The sequence below is a fragment of the Nocardiopsis ansamitocini genome (assembly GCF_030268225.1).
Taxonomy (GTDB): Bacteria; Actinomycetota; Actinomycetes; order Streptosporangiales; family Streptosporangiaceae; genus Nocardiopsis_D; species Nocardiopsis_D ansamitocini.
The window spans coordinates 450,377-464,664 of record NZ_BSQG01000005.1; the positions used below are offsets into that span (position 1 = coordinate 450,377).

The following is a 14,288-nucleotide window of genomic DNA, read 5'->3' on the forward strand; positions in this document are numbered from 1 at the left end:
TCGTCCGCACCTCCCGCAGGACGGCCCCGCACCCGCTTTTTGTGACGACGCGGTCCCCGCCGAGGCGAAGTCGCGCCGCTCAGCGCCATGCCCGTGCGAAGCGGCACGACCAGGGACCGGGAAATCCGGAGGTCGCCCCCCGTGAAATTCGCATCCTTCTCCTCCGCGCGCAGACGCGCGCTGCTGCCGGGCGCGCTCGCCGCGGCGATGGTCGCGGCGTTGATGACGCCCGGCCCAGCTCAAGCGGCCGCCGTGGCCTGCTCCGTGGACTACCAGGTCAGCAATGAATGGGGGACGGGCTTCACCGCCAACGTCTCCGTGCACAACGAGGGCAGCGAAGCCATCAACAACTGGTCGGTGGGCTGGACCTTCCCCGGCAACCAGCAGATCAGCAACGGCTGGAACGCGGTCGTGGCCCAGAGCGGAACGGCCGTCACCGCCCAGCACCCCGCCTGGGCCCCCTCCATCGCCCCCGGTCAGTCGACGTCGTTCGGCTTCCAGGCCACCTACTCGGGCACCAACACCGCCCCCGGGTCGTTCACCGTCAACGGTGCCCCCTGCGGTGGGGGCAACCCCGGAAACGTCGCCCCCGAGGTTGCGCTGACCGCGCCCGCGGCCAACGCGTCCTTCCTGGTGGGCCAGGCAGTGAACCTGGCAGCCAGCGCGTCGGACTCCGATGGTTCTGTCGACCGGGTGGAGTTCGCGGCCAACGGCACGGTACTGGGCACCGACACCACCGCCCCCTACACGTTCTCCTGGACCAACGCCACGGCCGGCCAGCACGCACTGACCGCGACGGCCTACGACGACGCCGGTGCCAGCACCGTTTCCGCACCCGTCACGGTGCAGGTCCTGGACACACCGGGCCTCCTGGCCACCCCCGCCACCGTGCGCGTCCGCCAGGGCCAGACGGCGACCTTCGGGGTGAAGCTGTCCAACCAGCCCTCGGGCACCGTCACCGCAACGGTGGCACGCAGCTCCGGCAGCTCCGACCTGAGCGTCTCCAGCGGCGCCTCCCTGTCGTTCACCACGAGCAACTGGGACCAGCCCCAGCAGGTCACCGTGGCCTCCGCCGACAATGGCGGCGACCCGGGCGAGGCCGTCTTCACCGTCTCCGCCAGCGGCCACGACGCCGCGACCGTGACCGTGCGCGAGACCTCGGCCTCGGCTTCGGCCTACGACGAGGCGTTCCTGGAGCAGTACGAGAAGATCAAGGACCCCGCCAGCGGATACTTCCGCGAGTTCGACGGGCTCCTGGTCCCCTACCACTCCATCGAAACGATGATCGTGGAGGCCCCCGACCACGGGCACCAGACCACGTCGGAGGCGTTCAGCTACTACCTCTGGCTGGAGGCCTACTACGGGCGGGTCACCGGTGACTGGGAGCCGCTGCACGACGCCTGGGAGTCGATGGAGGCCTTCATCATCCCCGGCACGGCCGACCAGCCGACCAACGCCGCCTACAACCCCGGTTCTCCGGCGACCTACATCCCCGAGCAGCCCAACATGGACGGCTACCCCTCGGCCCTACAGCAGAACGTCGACGTGGGCAACGACCCGATCGCCACCGAGCTCAGCAGCACCTACGGCACCGACGAGGTGTACGGGATGCACTGGCTGCTGGACGTGGACAACGTCTACGGCTTCGGGTTCTGCGGTGACGGCTCCGACGACGCCCCCGTCTACATGAACAGCTACCAGCGCGGCTCCAAGGAGTCGGTCTGGGAAACCGTCCCCCATCCCTCCTGCGAGACCTTCGAGCACGGCGGCCCCAACGGCTACCTCGACCTGTTCACCGACGACTCCGACTATGCCGAGCAGTGGCGCTACACCAATGCCCCCGACGCCGACGCGCGCGCCGTCCAGGTGATGTTCTGGGCGCAGCAGTGGGCCGAGGAGCAGGGCAACGGCGGCGAGCTGGACGGACTGCTGGACGACGCGGCCAAGATGGGCGACTACCTGCGCTACGCGATGTTCGACAAGTACTTCAAGGAGATCGGCGACTGCGTAGGGGCCTCTGCCTGCCAGGGCGCCAGTGGAAAGGACAGCGCGCACTACCTGATGTCCTGGTACTACGCCTGGGGCGGGGCGACCGACACATCCTCGCCGTGGGCGTGGCGCATCGGCTCCAGCGCCTCCCACCAGGGCTACCAGAACGTGCTGGCCGCCTACGCGCTGTCGCAGGTTCCCGAGCTCAAGCCGGCCTCCCCCACCGGTGCCGACGACTGGGCCATCAGTTACGACCGGCAGCTGGAGTTCCTGCAGTGGCTGCAGGCATCCGAAGGCGGCATCGCCGGCGGGGCAACGAACAGCTGGGGCGGAAGCTACGCCCAGCCCCCGGGCGGACTGTCGACGTTCTACGGCATGTACTACGACTGGCAGCCGGTGTGGAACGACCCGCCCTCCAACAACTGGTTCGGTTTCCAGGTGTGGAACATGGAGCGCGTGGCCCAGCTCTACCAGGTGACCGGTGACCCGCGGGCCGAGGCCATCCTCGACACGTGGGTGCCGTGGGCCATCGAGCACACCGACACCGACAACGGCGGGGCCGACTTCCAGGTCCCCGCCAACCTCACGTGGTCGGGCCAGCCCGACACCTGGACCGGGACGTCCACGGGCAACCCGGGCCTGCACGTGGACGTGCAGGACTACAGCCAGGATGTCGGTGTGGCCGCAGCGCTGGCCAAGACCCTGCTGTACTACGCCGAAGGCTCCGGCGACGCCGACGCCCGCGCAACCGGCGAGGGGCTGCTGGACGCCCTACTGGCCCACAGCGGGGATCTGGGCATCACCACTCCCGACCAGCCCGACTGGAGCCGGCTGACCGACACCTGGGATTCCCAGAGCCAGGACGGCCTCTACATTCCTCCGGGCTTCTCCGGCACGATGCCCAACGGCGACGTGATCGAGCCGGGAGCCACCTTCCTGTCGATCCGTTCCTTCCTGGAGGACGACCCGATGTGGCCGGACGTGGAGGCGCACCTGGCCGACCCGGAGAACGTGCCCGCCCCGATCGTTCAGCGGCACCGGTTCTGGGCCCAGGTGGAGATCGCGACGGCCTTCGCCGCCCACGAGGAGTTGTTCGGCTGACCCAGACCGGCGGCTCCCGGTGGTGGTGAACGTCCTACCGGGAGCTGCCCTCCACCGTGGCGCGGTCGGCCGACGCCGGCCGCGCCACCCCCTCGCGCACGAGCTTCCCGTTCTGACTGGCCTGCCAGGGAACGGGCTGACCGAAGTAGTCCGCCCAGGACTGCGCCCATTGAATCAGCGGACCAAAACGCAAATTGCCCGTTTCGGCGAGTTCGGTGACTCCCTGAAGGGTTTTGTCAGGAAGGGACAATTTGACCGCGAACTGCCGATAAAACACTGGCTCCATGCCAGGAGATTAGCAACGTGAAAAGCGACAGAGGAATACTCTGGTAATAATGGTCGGCTTCCCTTGCCGGCGGAGCCGCTCCAAACGTCGCGGGGCCGTTCCCCGTCGGCGGGGAACGGCCCCGCGATCGGGGTGACGCGTCAGCTCACACCGATGAGGTCGACCACGAAGATCAGCGTCTCGCCCGGCTTGATGACGGCACCCGCGCCGCGGTCGCCGTAGCCCAGGTGCGGCGGGATGACCAGCTGACGCCGGCCGCCCACGCGCATCCCCGCTACGCCCTGGTCCCAGCCGGCGATGACCCGGCCCGCACCCAGCGGGAAGACCAGCGGCTCGCCGCGGTTCCAGGAGGCGTCGAACTCCTCGCCGCTGGAGTGGGCCACACCGACGTAGTGCACGTGGACCGTGGAGCCGGGCTCCGCGGTGGCGCCGTCGCCGACGGAGATGTCGGTGACCTGAAGCTCGCTCGGGGGCGGGCCGTCGATGAAGTCGATCTCGGGACGCTCAAGCGCCATGGGTAAAGCCCCTTGTCGTGGAGGTGACGGAACTCTTCAGCCTAGCGGGGTCACGAGCGTGCCGACGGCACCCCCGCCCCGCCCGAGGGCTCGGCCGAGGCGGTTCAGTCCAGGGCCCCGGTCGTGGCCACCACGGCGTGCGCGCCGCCGTCGACGGCGATCGCACCGTCGGAGGCTGCCACGAAGGCCGACTCGCCCCGGACCAGCACGAGTTCGGATCCGCACTGTGCACGCATGCGCGCCGCCCCCTCCAGCACGAGCACGATCGACGGCGCGCCCCCGTCGAGCACCGTCGGTCCGCTGCCGGGCTCCAGCACCGACAGGGCGAAGTCGGGGACCGCGGGACGGTAGTCCAATCGGTTGGCCTCGCGCGCGGGGCTGGCGTAGGGGATCGGCAAAACCGCGAAGTCCACGACGTCGAGCAGTTCGACGGGGTCGACGTGCTTGCCCGTCAGACCGGCGCGCAACACGTTGTCGGAACTGGCCATGACCTCGACGGCCACCCCCCGCAGGTAGGCGTGGACGTTGCCGGCGGGCAGGAAGAGGGCTTCCCCCGGTTGCAGGGTGATCCGGTTGAGCAGGAGCGCGGCCACCGCCCCGGGGTCGCCGGGGTAGCGGTGGGCGAGCTCGGCGACGGTGGCGGCGTGCGGACCGCACCGGGGCCGCAGGGCGAGCTCGGCGACCATCGTGTCCACGAGTTCGGCACGATCGTCGCGCGGCAGGGTCAACAGCCGGGTCATGGCCGAGCGCAGCGCGGTGCGCTCGTCGGGCCGGGCGAGGTCCTCGTGCAAGGCGCGGGCCAGGGGCGAGGTGAAACCGGCCAGCTCGACACAGGCATCCCGAGGAGAACGAAATCCGCACAGCGCCTCGAAGGGCTCCAGCGCCAGCACCAGTTCGGGCTTGTGGTTGGGGTCGCGGTAGTTGCGCTCGGGGGCGTCCGCGGCGATCCCCTTCGCCTCTTCCAGGGCGAACCCCGCGTGGGCGCGGTCGGCGTCGGGGTGCACCTGCAGCGACAACGGAGCGTCGGCGGCCAGGACCTTGAGCAGGAAGGGCAGCCGTTCACCGAAGGTGGTCACGGTGCGCTCGCCCAGCACTTCCTTGGGGTCGGCGGTGATGACGCTGTCGAAGGAGCGTTCGCCGTCCTCGGTCAGCAGCGCGCTGGGGGCGCCCGGGTGCGCGCCCAGCCAGAGCTCGGCCTGGGGCCGGCCGTCGGGGGGTGTTCCCAACAGGCGGGGGATCGCGGTGGACGACCCCCATTGATAGGGACGCACCTGGTTGATCAGCCTTCGCATCCGCCCCGCACTTTCGTTGCCGTCCCGTGGCTTGTGACCATCTCAGTCTGGCCGGTCCCGCCCGGCACCGGCACCAGCGTCTCCGCTACCAACGAATGTGGTGCAGGTACTACCGCACCAGTCGGCTGTTCGCGTGTCCAGCCCCTTCGCGTTCGCGTCTTGGGCGGGTGGGGTGTGCACGCAGGTCGCAACGACCGGGACGGGTCCGATCGGAGCGCGCGACTGTGTTCTGGGGCACACGAACTGCACGACCGTCCGGCCGGCGTCACATTTCCACACAACCCTTCTCACCAATTCCCATTAATGGTGTTACCATTCCGGCAATGTGATCCGCGGCATGGCGCCGCCCCCGTCCCACCACCTCCCACCTGCCTTTTCCCACCGGAGGCCCACCATGGAAGCGATCGAGCCCGCCTACGGGACCGTTCCACTGCTGCTGATCGCGCTCGGCGCCGTCGGCGTGCTGCTGTTCTTGATCATGAAGTTGAGGATGCACGCCTTCGTGGCACTGGTGCTGGTCAGCCTGCTGACCGCCCTGGCCACCAGGATCCCACTGGTCGACGTCATGCCGACCCTGCTGGGCGGCTTCGGCAGCACCCTGGCCAGCGTCGCCCTGCTGGTCGGGCTCGGTGTGATGATCGGGCGGATGCTGGAAGTCACCGGCGGTGCCGCCGTGCTGGCCAACACGTTGATCTCCACGTTCGGGGAGAAACGCGCCCCGATGGCGCTGGGCGTGGCCTGTCTGCTGTTCGGCTTCCCGATCTTCTTCGACGCCGGCCTGGTCGTCATGCTGCCGATCGTCTTCAGCGTCGCCCGACGCGTGGGCGGGTCGGTACTGCTCTACGCGCTGCCCGCAGCGGGCGCCTTCGCGGTGATGCACGCGTTCGTGCCCCCGCACCCCGGCCCGGTGGCCGCCGCCGACCTGATCGGCGCCGACATGGGACTGACCCTGCTGGTCGGCACCCTCCTGGGCATCCCCACCTGGTACATCGCCTCCTACCTGTTCTCCCGCTACGCCGGCAAGCGCTGGGAGATCCCGGTTCCCGAGGACTTCACCGCCGACGGCGAGCTCGCCTACGAGAACCCGCCCCGCTTCGCCTCCGTCGTGGGCATCCTGGTGCTGCCGCTGATCCTGATCTTCGCCAACACCGGCACCAACACCCTGGTCACCTCCGGAGCGCTCGACGGTGACAACCCGGTGGTCCAGGCGCTGCTGCTCATCGGCCAGACCCCCGTTGCCCTGCTGATCACGGCACTGGTCAGCATGTTCGTGCTGACCTGGGGCCGTCTGAGCCGCGACCGGGTCGAGGAGCTGGCCAACGGCGCGCTGGGCCCGGTCTGCTCCATCATCCTGATCACCGGCGCGGGCGGGATGTTCGGCGGCGTGCTGCGCGCCAGCGGCATCGGCGACGCGCTGTCCTCCAGCCTGGAGGCCACCGGGCTGCCGGTGATCGTGGCGGCCTTCGTGATCGCCACCTGCCTGCGGGTGGCCCAGGGGTCGGCGACGGTGGCCCTGACCACCGCCGCGGCGCTGATCGCTCCGGCGGTGGCCGAGACCTCGGGACTGTCCTCCGTCGACCTGGCGCTGATCGTGATCGCGATCGCCTGTGGTTCGACCGTGCTCAGCCACGTCAACGACTCCGGTTTCTGGCTGGTCGGACGCTTCCTCAACATGGACGTCAAGACCACCCTCAAGACGTGGACGGTCATGGAGACCCTGATCGGCGTGGTCGGCTTCACCTTCGCGCTGCTCCTGAGCCTGGTGTTCTAGCCGAGCTCCTCCAGCGCCTCGACGACCTCGTCGACGATGGCGCGCATGGCGGCCTCCGCCACCGCGGGGAGGCCGTCGCGCACGGCGGCCGCCACGTGGGTGTGCAGCCGCAGCGCCTCCGGGCGGGGGTGGTGGGGCATGAGGTCGTAGGCGGTACGCCCCGCCAGCACCTCGGCCACCACCCCCGACAGGCCGGCGAACATCTCGTTGCCCGACAACCGGAGGACCAGCCGGTGGAACTGGATGTCCAGGTCGAGGAACGCCTCGAGGTCGCCCGCGGCACCGGTGGCGAGCATGGCCTCGTTGATCTCGACCAGGCGCCGGCGCTCCTCCTCGGGGGCGCGCCGGGCAGCGGCAGCCGCGGCCTGGGGTTCCACGGCCGCGCGCAGTTCGGTCAGCGAGCGCAGTTGGTGGGTGCGGGCCGAGCCGGCCAGGCGCCAGCGGATGAGCTGGGGGTCGAAGACGCTCCACTCGTCCTGGGGACGCACGCGCACCCCCAGTCGCGGACGGCTGTACACCAGGTGCATCGACTCCAACACCCGCACCGCCTCGCGGGCAACGGTGCGCGAGACGCCGTACTCGCGTTCCAACCGCTCCAGGGTGAACACGTGACCGGGGGCGAACTCGCCGGCGGCGATCGCCGGGCCCAGGGCCGCCAGGACGCGATTGTGCAGCGTTCGGTGGTCCGCGTCGGTCATCGGTCTCCCTCGTGCTTGATGAAGGCGCAGCAATCATGCGCCGCAATTCGTATCACTATTAAAGAACGAGAGTCCGTCACATGCACTTCGTCTTCATGGGTGTGTCCGGCAGCGGCAAGAGCACCGTTGCGCTTCGGGTCTCCGAGCGCCTGGGGCTGCCCTACGCCGAGGCCGACGCCTTCCACCCGGCCGCCAACATCGCCAAGATGTCCAGCGGGGTCGCGCTGACCGACAACGACCGGCGCCCCTGGCTGGAGTCGCTGGCCGCCTGGATCGGCGAGCACGACCGTGCCGGGGCCACCACGATCATGGCCTGCTCGGCGCTCAAGCACTCCTACCGCGACATCCTGCGCAGCAAAGCGCCCGGCGTGGCCTTCATCCACCTGGACGGCACCACGGAACTGATCGGGGAGCGGCTGCGCGCCCGCGCCGACCACTTCATGCCCCCCGGCCTACTGGCCTCGCAGGCGGCCACCCTGGAACCACTGGGCACCGACGAGGCCGGGTGGGTCCTGGACATCGCGTGCTCCCCCGAGGAACTGGTCGAGGAGTCCGTGCGGCTGATCCGCGAGCGGGGCGACGCAGGCTGAGCAGGACGGACACCGACACGGCCGTGCTCGGACCCCGGCCGGATCAGGACACCGAGCGGGCGGCGTCGGCCTGGGCCACGAGACGTTCGATCATCTGCTCGATCACCTCGGGGTCGGGCTGGGGCAGACCCGCGATGGCGGTGAGGTAGAGGCCGTCGCCCACCAGCCGGATGGTCTCGGCCAGGACCGGATCGTCGATCTCCTCGCGCAGCAGGGTGGACCACTGCGCGAACAGGTTGTGGATGAGGTCGCGCGCCTCGTCGGGGAGGTCCTCCTTGCTGCGCAGGGAGGCGATGACCGACCAGTAGAGCGCGGCCTCCTCCGACGACCCCGGCAGCGAGGTGCGCAGGCAGGCGCGCACGACGCCGCCCGGTTGCGCCACACACTCGCGGAACTCCTCCTCGGCACGGTCGCTCATGCGCCGGACCAGCCCGATCATCATGGCCGCCTTGGACGGGAAGTGGTAGAGCAGGCCGCCCTTGGAGACTCCCGCGGCGGCGGCGACGCTCTCCAGCGTGGCTGCGGAGGTCCCGCCCTCGATCAGGACGTCCTGGAGCGCATCCAGGATGCGGTCGCGCGTTGTCGAAGAACTCACGGTTGCCACTTTACCGTCCAGACGGTAATTTACCGTCCAGACGGTACTGTACCGTCTGGACGGTTGAGAGCGCGATTAGTCCCATGACCGGACAACCTCTCACTCGACCGACACACCGATCACGAGCAGAAACCGAGCGACCATGAGTTCCGCCGCCGCCCACCCCCGGACGCCCGCGAGCGGGGGCCCGCCCACCGCCGGACCGCGGGCGTGGGCAGCACTGGCCGTCCTGACCCTTCCGGTCCTGCTGATCTCCGTGGACATGACCGTGCTCGGCTTCGCCGTGCCCTTCCTCAGCGAGGAACTGCGCCCCTCGGGCACCCAGCTGCTGTGGATCATCGACATCTACGCGTTCATGCTGGCCGGGCTCCTGGTCACGATGGGCACCCTCGGCGACCGCATCGGGCGGCGCCGACTGCTGATGATCGGCTCGGCCGGATTCGGTCTGGCCTCGTTGCTGGCGGCCTACTCCCCCAGTTCCGAGGTGCTCATCGCCGCGCGCGCCCTTCTGGGCCTGGCCGGGGCCACCCTGATGCCCTCAACCCTGTCGCTGCTGCGCAACATCTTCCTCGACCCGCGCCAGCGCCTGATGGCCATCGCGGTGTGGGGCACGATGTTCTCCGGCGGCGCCGCGCTGGGCCCGATCCTGGGCGGCTGGCTGCTGGAGCACTTCCACTGGGGCTCGGTCTTCCTGATCAACCTGCCGGTGATGGCGCTGATCCTGGTCCTCACCCCGATTCTGGTGCCGGAGTTCCGCGACCCCGCACCCGGCCGCTACGACCTGCCCAGTGCGGCCTTGTCGCTGCTGGCCATCCTGCCGGTCGTCTACGGCGTCAAGAAGATCGCGGCCAACGGCCCCACCCTGCTGGCACTCGCCTCCATCGCGCTGGGCCTGACGCTGGGCTGGGTGTTCGTCCGCCGCCAGCTGAGCCTGGAGTCGCCGATGCTGGACATGCGGCTGTTCGCCATCCGCACGTTCAGCGTCAGCATCGCCACCAACCTCATGGTGGTCTTCGCGATGGTCTCCTCCCTGTTCTTCCTCACCCAGTACATCCAGCTGGTCCTGGGCATCACCCCGCTCAAGGCCGGCCTGCTGCTCCTGCCCGGGCTGACCCTGGCCGTAGTGGGACACCTGGTGGCAGTGGTGCTCGCCCGCCGGTTGACCCTGGGCACCATGATCGTGATGGGCCTGTCGTTGACCGCCACCGGTTTCCTCGCCCTCACCCAGCTGCCCCTGGAGGGCGGCACCGTCCTGGTCATGGGCGCCTTCGCCCTGGTGGGCTTCGGAGTGGGCATTTCCGAGACCCTGACCAACGACGCCATCATCACCGCCGCTCCCCCCGAGCGCGCCGGCGCCGCCTCCGCGGTGTCGGAGACCGCCTACGAACTGGGCGGAGCGCTGGGCGTGGCGGTCCTCGGCAGCCTGCTGACGGGTGTGTACCGCCTGGAGCTCGCGGCGGTACCGGGGGTGGACGCCGCATCCATGGACGGGGCCCGCGAGACACTGGGGGCCGCCGCTGTCATCTCCGAGGAGATCGGCGGCCCTGTCGGCGAGAACCTGTTGGCCACCGCCCAGATCGCCTTCACCGACGGCATCCACGCCACCAGCCTGGTGGGCGGGCTCATCGTCGCCTACGCCGCACTCCAGGCCGGACTGCTGCTGCGCGGCTCGACCAAGCACGGCGCGGTCTCCCCCGAGCCCCGGCGCACCCCGGACGCATAATGCCGGACGCTCTGCCCGCGGCACGCGGTTAACGCCCGTGCCAGCGGGCAGAGCGCGGGCATGAACCTCAGCCGCTACGTGCGCGACCACTACCTGGACGACACCCCCGCCACGACCGCGTTGCGGCTGCTGCCCCGCGCGCTGGGGGTGTTCACCATGGGGTACGCGCTCTACGTCATCGCCAGCCCCGAGGCCATGACCGTGCCCACAGCGCTCTCGGGGCAGGTCGCCGACCCCGAGGTCGCGACCCTGACCCGGGCGGTGCTCGCCCGGGACCTCGCGTGCGGCGCGGCGATGCTGCTGGTCCCCTCCGGCGCGGCGCTCTACACCGCGATCGGTATCCGGGTCGCCTCCGACCTGGGCGACGCGATCGGCTTCGGCCTGACCCTGCCCACCCAGGACGCCCGTACCTCCTCGGTGCTGGTGGCCGGGGTGTTCGGCGCGGTCTGCGCGTTGAGCGCCCTGGGCGCCTACGGACCCCGGCGCCGCCGCGACCGGGCCGGGGTGCGGGCCTCGAAGAAGTAGCGCCGCGCCTCCCGGGGCTCACACCCGGGACGAACCGTCCTGGGCGGCGCGGGCGTGGTAGGCCAGGCGGGTCGTCTCGGTGTGCTCGCGCATCAGCCGGCCCGCGTCATCCTCGCGGCCCTCGGCGATGGCCGCGATGATCGCGGCGTGCTCGTCCCAGGCGCCGCTCCCCCGCTGGACCGCCACCAGCGCGTGGTACCAGCGCACCCGGCGCGCGACCTGACCGGTGAGTTCGGCCAGGACCGTGTTGCCCGACAGCTCGGTGACACAGCGGTGCAGCTCGGCATTGGCCTCGACCAGTTCCTGGGGTCCGCCGCCCCCTTCGAGAACCGCCACCCCCGACCGGTACACCGCGCGCAACCGCTCCAGGCCCTCGGCGGTGGCGCTGCGGGCCGCGAGGCGCGCCGACTCCGTCTCCAAGAGTCCGCGCACCGCCAGGAGCTGCTCGGCCTCGCTCTCGGTGGGCTGGTGCACGAACGCGCCGTAACCGGGGCGCAGGTCCACCCAGCCCTCGTTGGCCAACCGTTGCAGGGCCTCGCGCACGGGCTGACGCGAGACACCGAGCATCGACGCCAGTTCGCTCTCGACCAGATGCCGCCCCGGCGGCAGTCCGCGCTGGGTGATCAGCTCGAGCAGCGCCTCGTGCACGCTCTCGCGCAACGGTGCGGGGTGGCGCACCTGCTTGGCGAGCAGTCCCTTGGGGAGCGGGGTCGAGGGCACTGGGGCTCCGTACTTTCCGTTCTGGGCGGGACGTGGGCGTTGGCGCGATTGTACTCAGTGGGGGCCTCGGGCCCCGGGGCTCAGCGCGGCAGCCACATCAGCCGCGCGTCGGGGCCGCGCCAGTCCGGCGGGATGACGGCGAAGGCATCGGCCAGGGCCGCGCCGCGCAGCACCGCGGGCCCGTCGTGGCCCACCGGCCGGGCCCGCCCCTGCTCGACACGGACCGCGACCAGGCGGGTGTCGCGCTCGTGCGGGCGGACGTCGCCCTCGACGAGGCAGCCCGCGGCCAGGCCGGGGTCGGCCGGGGGACGGCCGGCCAGCGCGCGCAGGAGCGGCACGAGGAGGGTGAGCGCGGCGACGAGCGCGGCGTTGGGGTTCCCGGGCAGTCCCACGACCAGTGTCCCCGGCGCGGAGGGGGGACCCAGGTGGCCCAGGAGCTGGGGGTGTCCGGGCCGACAGCGCACACCGTCGACCACGACGGAGGCGCCCAGTTCGGCCAATGCTCCACGCAGGTGGTCGGCCGGCCCCGCCGAGGAGGCCCCGCACACCACGACGACCGAGGCGCCGGCCGCACCGCCGAGGGCCGAGACCATCGCGGCGAAACCGTCACCGATGCGCTCGCGCGAGGCGAGCGTTCCCCCGCCCCAGCGCACCAGTCCTTCAAGCATCGGGCCGATGGCGTCGCGGACCGCGCCCACGGCCGGGACGCCGTCGTCGACGAGCTCGTCGCCGCTGACGAAGGCCGCGACCCTGGGCCGGCGCACCGCGAGGTCGTCGTGGGCGAGACTCGCGGCCAGGCCCAGGACGGCGGGGGTCACGGTCTGCCCCGCCGGCAGCACGACGGAGCCCTCGGCGAGCTCTTCGCCCCGCCAGCGGACATGGCGGCCGGATTCGATCGCACCGTGCAGCGAGGCGTCGCGCACCTCGGAACGCTCATAGGGCAGTACCGCGGTGGTGCCGGTGGGCACGCGCGCACCGGTGGCGATCTCGGCCGCCTCGCCGGGACGGAGGTCGATGTCGGAGGGGCGTCCGGCGAGGATTTGGCCGCGCAGCGCCCAGGGGCCGGGACCGCAGACGGCGTATCCGTCCATTGCCGAGGCGTCGAACGGGGGCAGGGGGATGCGGGCGATCAGATCGTCGGCCAGGGCCGCGTCCAGCGCAGCGGCCAACGGCTCGCGCACCGCGGGCACCGGTCCGCTGCGGGCGCCCAGTTCTCGCGCGGCGCGCCGCGCGGCCGCCCAGGGCATGGCCGCGTCGGCGGCGCGCCCGGTGCCGCCGCGTCGGCCGGTCTCCCCATGTACTCGCACACCTCCCTGTATATCTCGACATCTCAACGGTTCGGGCGCACCTCCCCGGTGGGACCGTCGGGACGGCGGCGACACCGTCGGCCGAGGTCGATGGCGAACCGGATTTGCCGTCTGGCCAGTTTCCGCTACAGTTCTTAATGCAGCGAGGCGCTGGAACCGGCTCCAACCGGGTCCGGTCCCCACGGCACGCGGACGTGGCTCAGTGGTAGAGCATCACCTTGCCAAGGTGAGGGTCGCGGGTTCGAATCCCGTCGTCCGCTCGGAATCGGCGAAGAGGGCCCACCCTCTCCGTCTGGTCCTCCGGTGGAGTGGCCGAGAGGCGAGGCAGCGGCCTGCAAAGCCGTCCACACGGGTTCAAATCCCGTCTCCACCTCCGAGTCGACAAGCTCGGGCGATTAGCTCAGTGGGAGAGCACTACCTTGACACGGTAGGGGTCACTGGTTCAATCCCAGTATCGCCCACCAGCGAAAAAGCAGGTCAGAGATTTTCTCTGGCCTGCTTTTCCTTTTCCGTCCCTCTCCGGCTTCGCCGGGCGGTTCTGTTCGTGTCCAGCCGCGACTCGGGCCGCGACCTTCACCGCCCCTCGGCGGGGCCGTCATCGAGACCGGCACCGATTCCTGCCGAGCGGCGCGCCCCCGGGTCGGGAACGAGTCGCGGTGAACGGTCGGACCGGGCGGCGGATGTCCCCTGTCGTTCAATGGACCGACTTCCTCGTCGGGGCGCATCCGGGGCGAGCGCCTCTCGGACGCGCACCGCTCCCGGGTCAGTCCTCATCCCAGGCTTCCGCATCCTGTTTTCGCTCCGCGTAGACCATGCCGACGCAAAAGAGGACACCCATGGAAACGATCGCGAGGCCCGCCACCAGCACCACCGGTTGGAACTGCGCGTCCCGGTCCTGTTTCTCCCGCATCGCGTCCAGGTCGTAGCGTCCGACGAGGCCATCCCGTGAGGAGACGTACTCGCAGACGTCCTCGCTGGTCATGAACTCCCCGTCGCAGGTCGCCACCTCTTTCGGGGTGGAGGGCAGGCTGCTGAGGACCAGGTACAGCCCCGCCCCCAGCATCAAGAGGAAAACGAACCAGACCTCGAACGTCCTCACGACTCCACGTCCTTCGACTCGGGGAATCCCGGCACGACACCCCGGGTGTCCGTTGACGACGACGTCGGCCCGGGACA

13 protein-coding genes and 3 tRNA genes are annotated in these 14,288 nt (G+C 70.5%); 8 read left to right on the forward strand and 8 right to left on the reverse strand.

What is annotated here, in order from left to right; translation table 11 throughout:
• The first annotated feature begins 207 nt into the window (after positions 1-207).
• Entirely contained in the window at positions 208-3,090 is a 2,883-nt protein-coding gene (locus QSJ59_RS16845) for a glycoside hydrolase family 48 protein (RefSeq protein ID WP_285760599.1), read from the forward strand.
• A gap of 34 nt (positions 3,091-3,124) precedes the next feature.
• Here the strand turns inward: QSJ59_RS16845 and QSJ59_RS16850 are convergent, their stop codons facing one another.
• The 3 genes from QSJ59_RS16850 to manA form a co-directional block, all read right to left on the reverse strand.
• Entirely contained in the window at positions 3,125-3,376 is a 252-nt protein-coding gene (locus QSJ59_RS16850) for a hypothetical protein (RefSeq protein ID WP_285760523.1), read from the reverse strand.
• Positions 3,377-3,516: 140 nt separating this feature from the next.
• Positions 3,517-3,891 carry an FKBP-type peptidyl-prolyl cis-trans isomerase gene (locus tag QSJ59_RS16855; RefSeq protein ID WP_285760524.1) on the reverse strand — a complete coding sequence of 125 codons (375 nt, stop codon included), beginning with the start codon at positions 3,889-3,891 and terminating at the stop codon, positions 3,517-3,519.
• Positions 3,892-3,995: 104 nt separating this feature from the next.
• Positions 3,996-5,183: a mannose-6-phosphate isomerase, class I gene (gene manA / locus QSJ59_RS16860; RefSeq protein WP_285760525.1), complete on the reverse strand. Its 1,188-nt coding sequence runs from the start codon at positions 5,181-5,183 to the stop codon at positions 3,996-3,998.
• Between the two features lie 394 nt (positions 5,184-5,577).
• On the opposite strand from manA, the gene QSJ59_RS16865 reads away from it, so the two are divergent.
• On the forward strand, positions 5,578-6,954 hold the full coding sequence (locus QSJ59_RS16865; protein WP_285760526.1) for a GntP family permease: 1,377 nt from the start codon (positions 5,578-5,580) through the stop codon (positions 6,952-6,954).
• On the opposite strand, the gene QSJ59_RS16870 is transcribed toward QSJ59_RS16865, so the two are convergent.
• A complete protein-coding gene (locus QSJ59_RS16870; protein ID WP_285760527.1) occupies positions 6,951-7,652 on the reverse strand; it encodes a FadR/GntR family transcriptional regulator in 702 nt (233 codons plus the stop codon). The two genes, QSJ59_RS16865 and QSJ59_RS16870, sit on opposite strands and share 4 nt — an antisense overlap.
• An 80-nt stretch (positions 7,653-7,732) precedes the next feature.
• On the opposite strand from QSJ59_RS16870, the gene QSJ59_RS16875 reads away from it, so the two are divergent.
• A complete protein-coding gene (locus tag QSJ59_RS16875; protein WP_285760528.1) occupies positions 7,733-8,242 on the forward strand; it encodes a gluconokinase in 510 nt (169 codons plus the stop codon).
• 43 nt (positions 8,243-8,285) lie between these two features.
• Here QSJ59_RS16875 and QSJ59_RS16880 read toward each other — a convergent pair whose 3' ends face one another.
• Positions 8,286-8,837 carry a TetR/AcrR family transcriptional regulator gene (locus QSJ59_RS16880; protein WP_285760529.1) on the reverse strand — a complete coding sequence of 184 codons (552 nt, stop codon included), beginning with the start codon at positions 8,835-8,837 and terminating at the stop codon, positions 8,286-8,288.
• A gap of 142 nt (positions 8,838-8,979) precedes the next feature.
• Between QSJ59_RS16880 and QSJ59_RS16885 the strand changes: the two genes are divergently transcribed.
• Both QSJ59_RS16885 and QSJ59_RS16890 read left to right on the forward strand, forming a co-directional pair.
• Positions 8,980-10,560: an MFS transporter gene (locus QSJ59_RS16885; RefSeq protein ID WP_285760530.1), complete on the forward strand. Its 1,581-nt coding sequence runs from the start codon at positions 8,980-8,982 to the stop codon at positions 10,558-10,560.
• A 60-nt stretch (positions 10,561-10,620) separates the two neighbouring features.
• A complete protein-coding gene (locus tag QSJ59_RS16890; RefSeq protein ID WP_285760531.1) occupies positions 10,621-11,085 on the forward strand; it encodes a hypothetical protein in 465 nt (154 codons plus the stop codon).
• Positions 11,086-11,103: 18 nt separating this feature from the next.
• Here the strand turns inward: QSJ59_RS16890 and QSJ59_RS16895 are convergent, their stop codons facing one another.
• Positions 11,104-11,805 (reverse strand): GntR family transcriptional regulator, encoded by a 702-nt coding sequence (locus QSJ59_RS16895; protein ID WP_285760532.1) that lies wholly within the window; start codon positions 11,803-11,805, stop codon positions 11,104-11,106.
• Between the two features lie 80 nt (positions 11,806-11,885).
• A complete protein-coding gene (locus QSJ59_RS16900) occupies positions 11,886-13,052 on the reverse strand; it encodes a molybdopterin molybdotransferase MoeA (RefSeq protein ID WP_285760600.1) in 1,167 nt (388 codons plus the stop codon).
• A 248-nt stretch (positions 13,053-13,300) separates the two neighbouring features.
• On the opposite strand from QSJ59_RS16900, the gene QSJ59_RS16905 reads away from it, so the two are divergent.
• From QSJ59_RS16905 to QSJ59_RS16915, 3 genes are all read left to right on the forward strand, one after another.
• A tRNA-Gly gene (locus QSJ59_RS16905) sits at positions 13,301-13,372 on the forward strand.
• 42 nt (positions 13,373-13,414) lie between these two features.
• Positions 13,415-13,485, forward strand: a tRNA-Cys gene (locus QSJ59_RS16910).
• 16 nt (positions 13,486-13,501) lie between these two features.
• Positions 13,502-13,576: transfer RNA gene (locus QSJ59_RS16915), tRNA-Val, on the forward strand.
• 299 nt (positions 13,577-13,875) lie between these two features.
• On the opposite strand, the gene QSJ59_RS16920 is transcribed toward QSJ59_RS16915, so the two are convergent.
• Positions 13,876-14,211 carry a hypothetical protein gene (locus QSJ59_RS16920; protein WP_285760533.1) on the reverse strand — a complete coding sequence of 112 codons (336 nt, stop codon included), beginning with the start codon at positions 14,209-14,211 and terminating at the stop codon, positions 13,876-13,878.
• Positions 14,212-14,288: the final 77 nt, after the last annotated feature.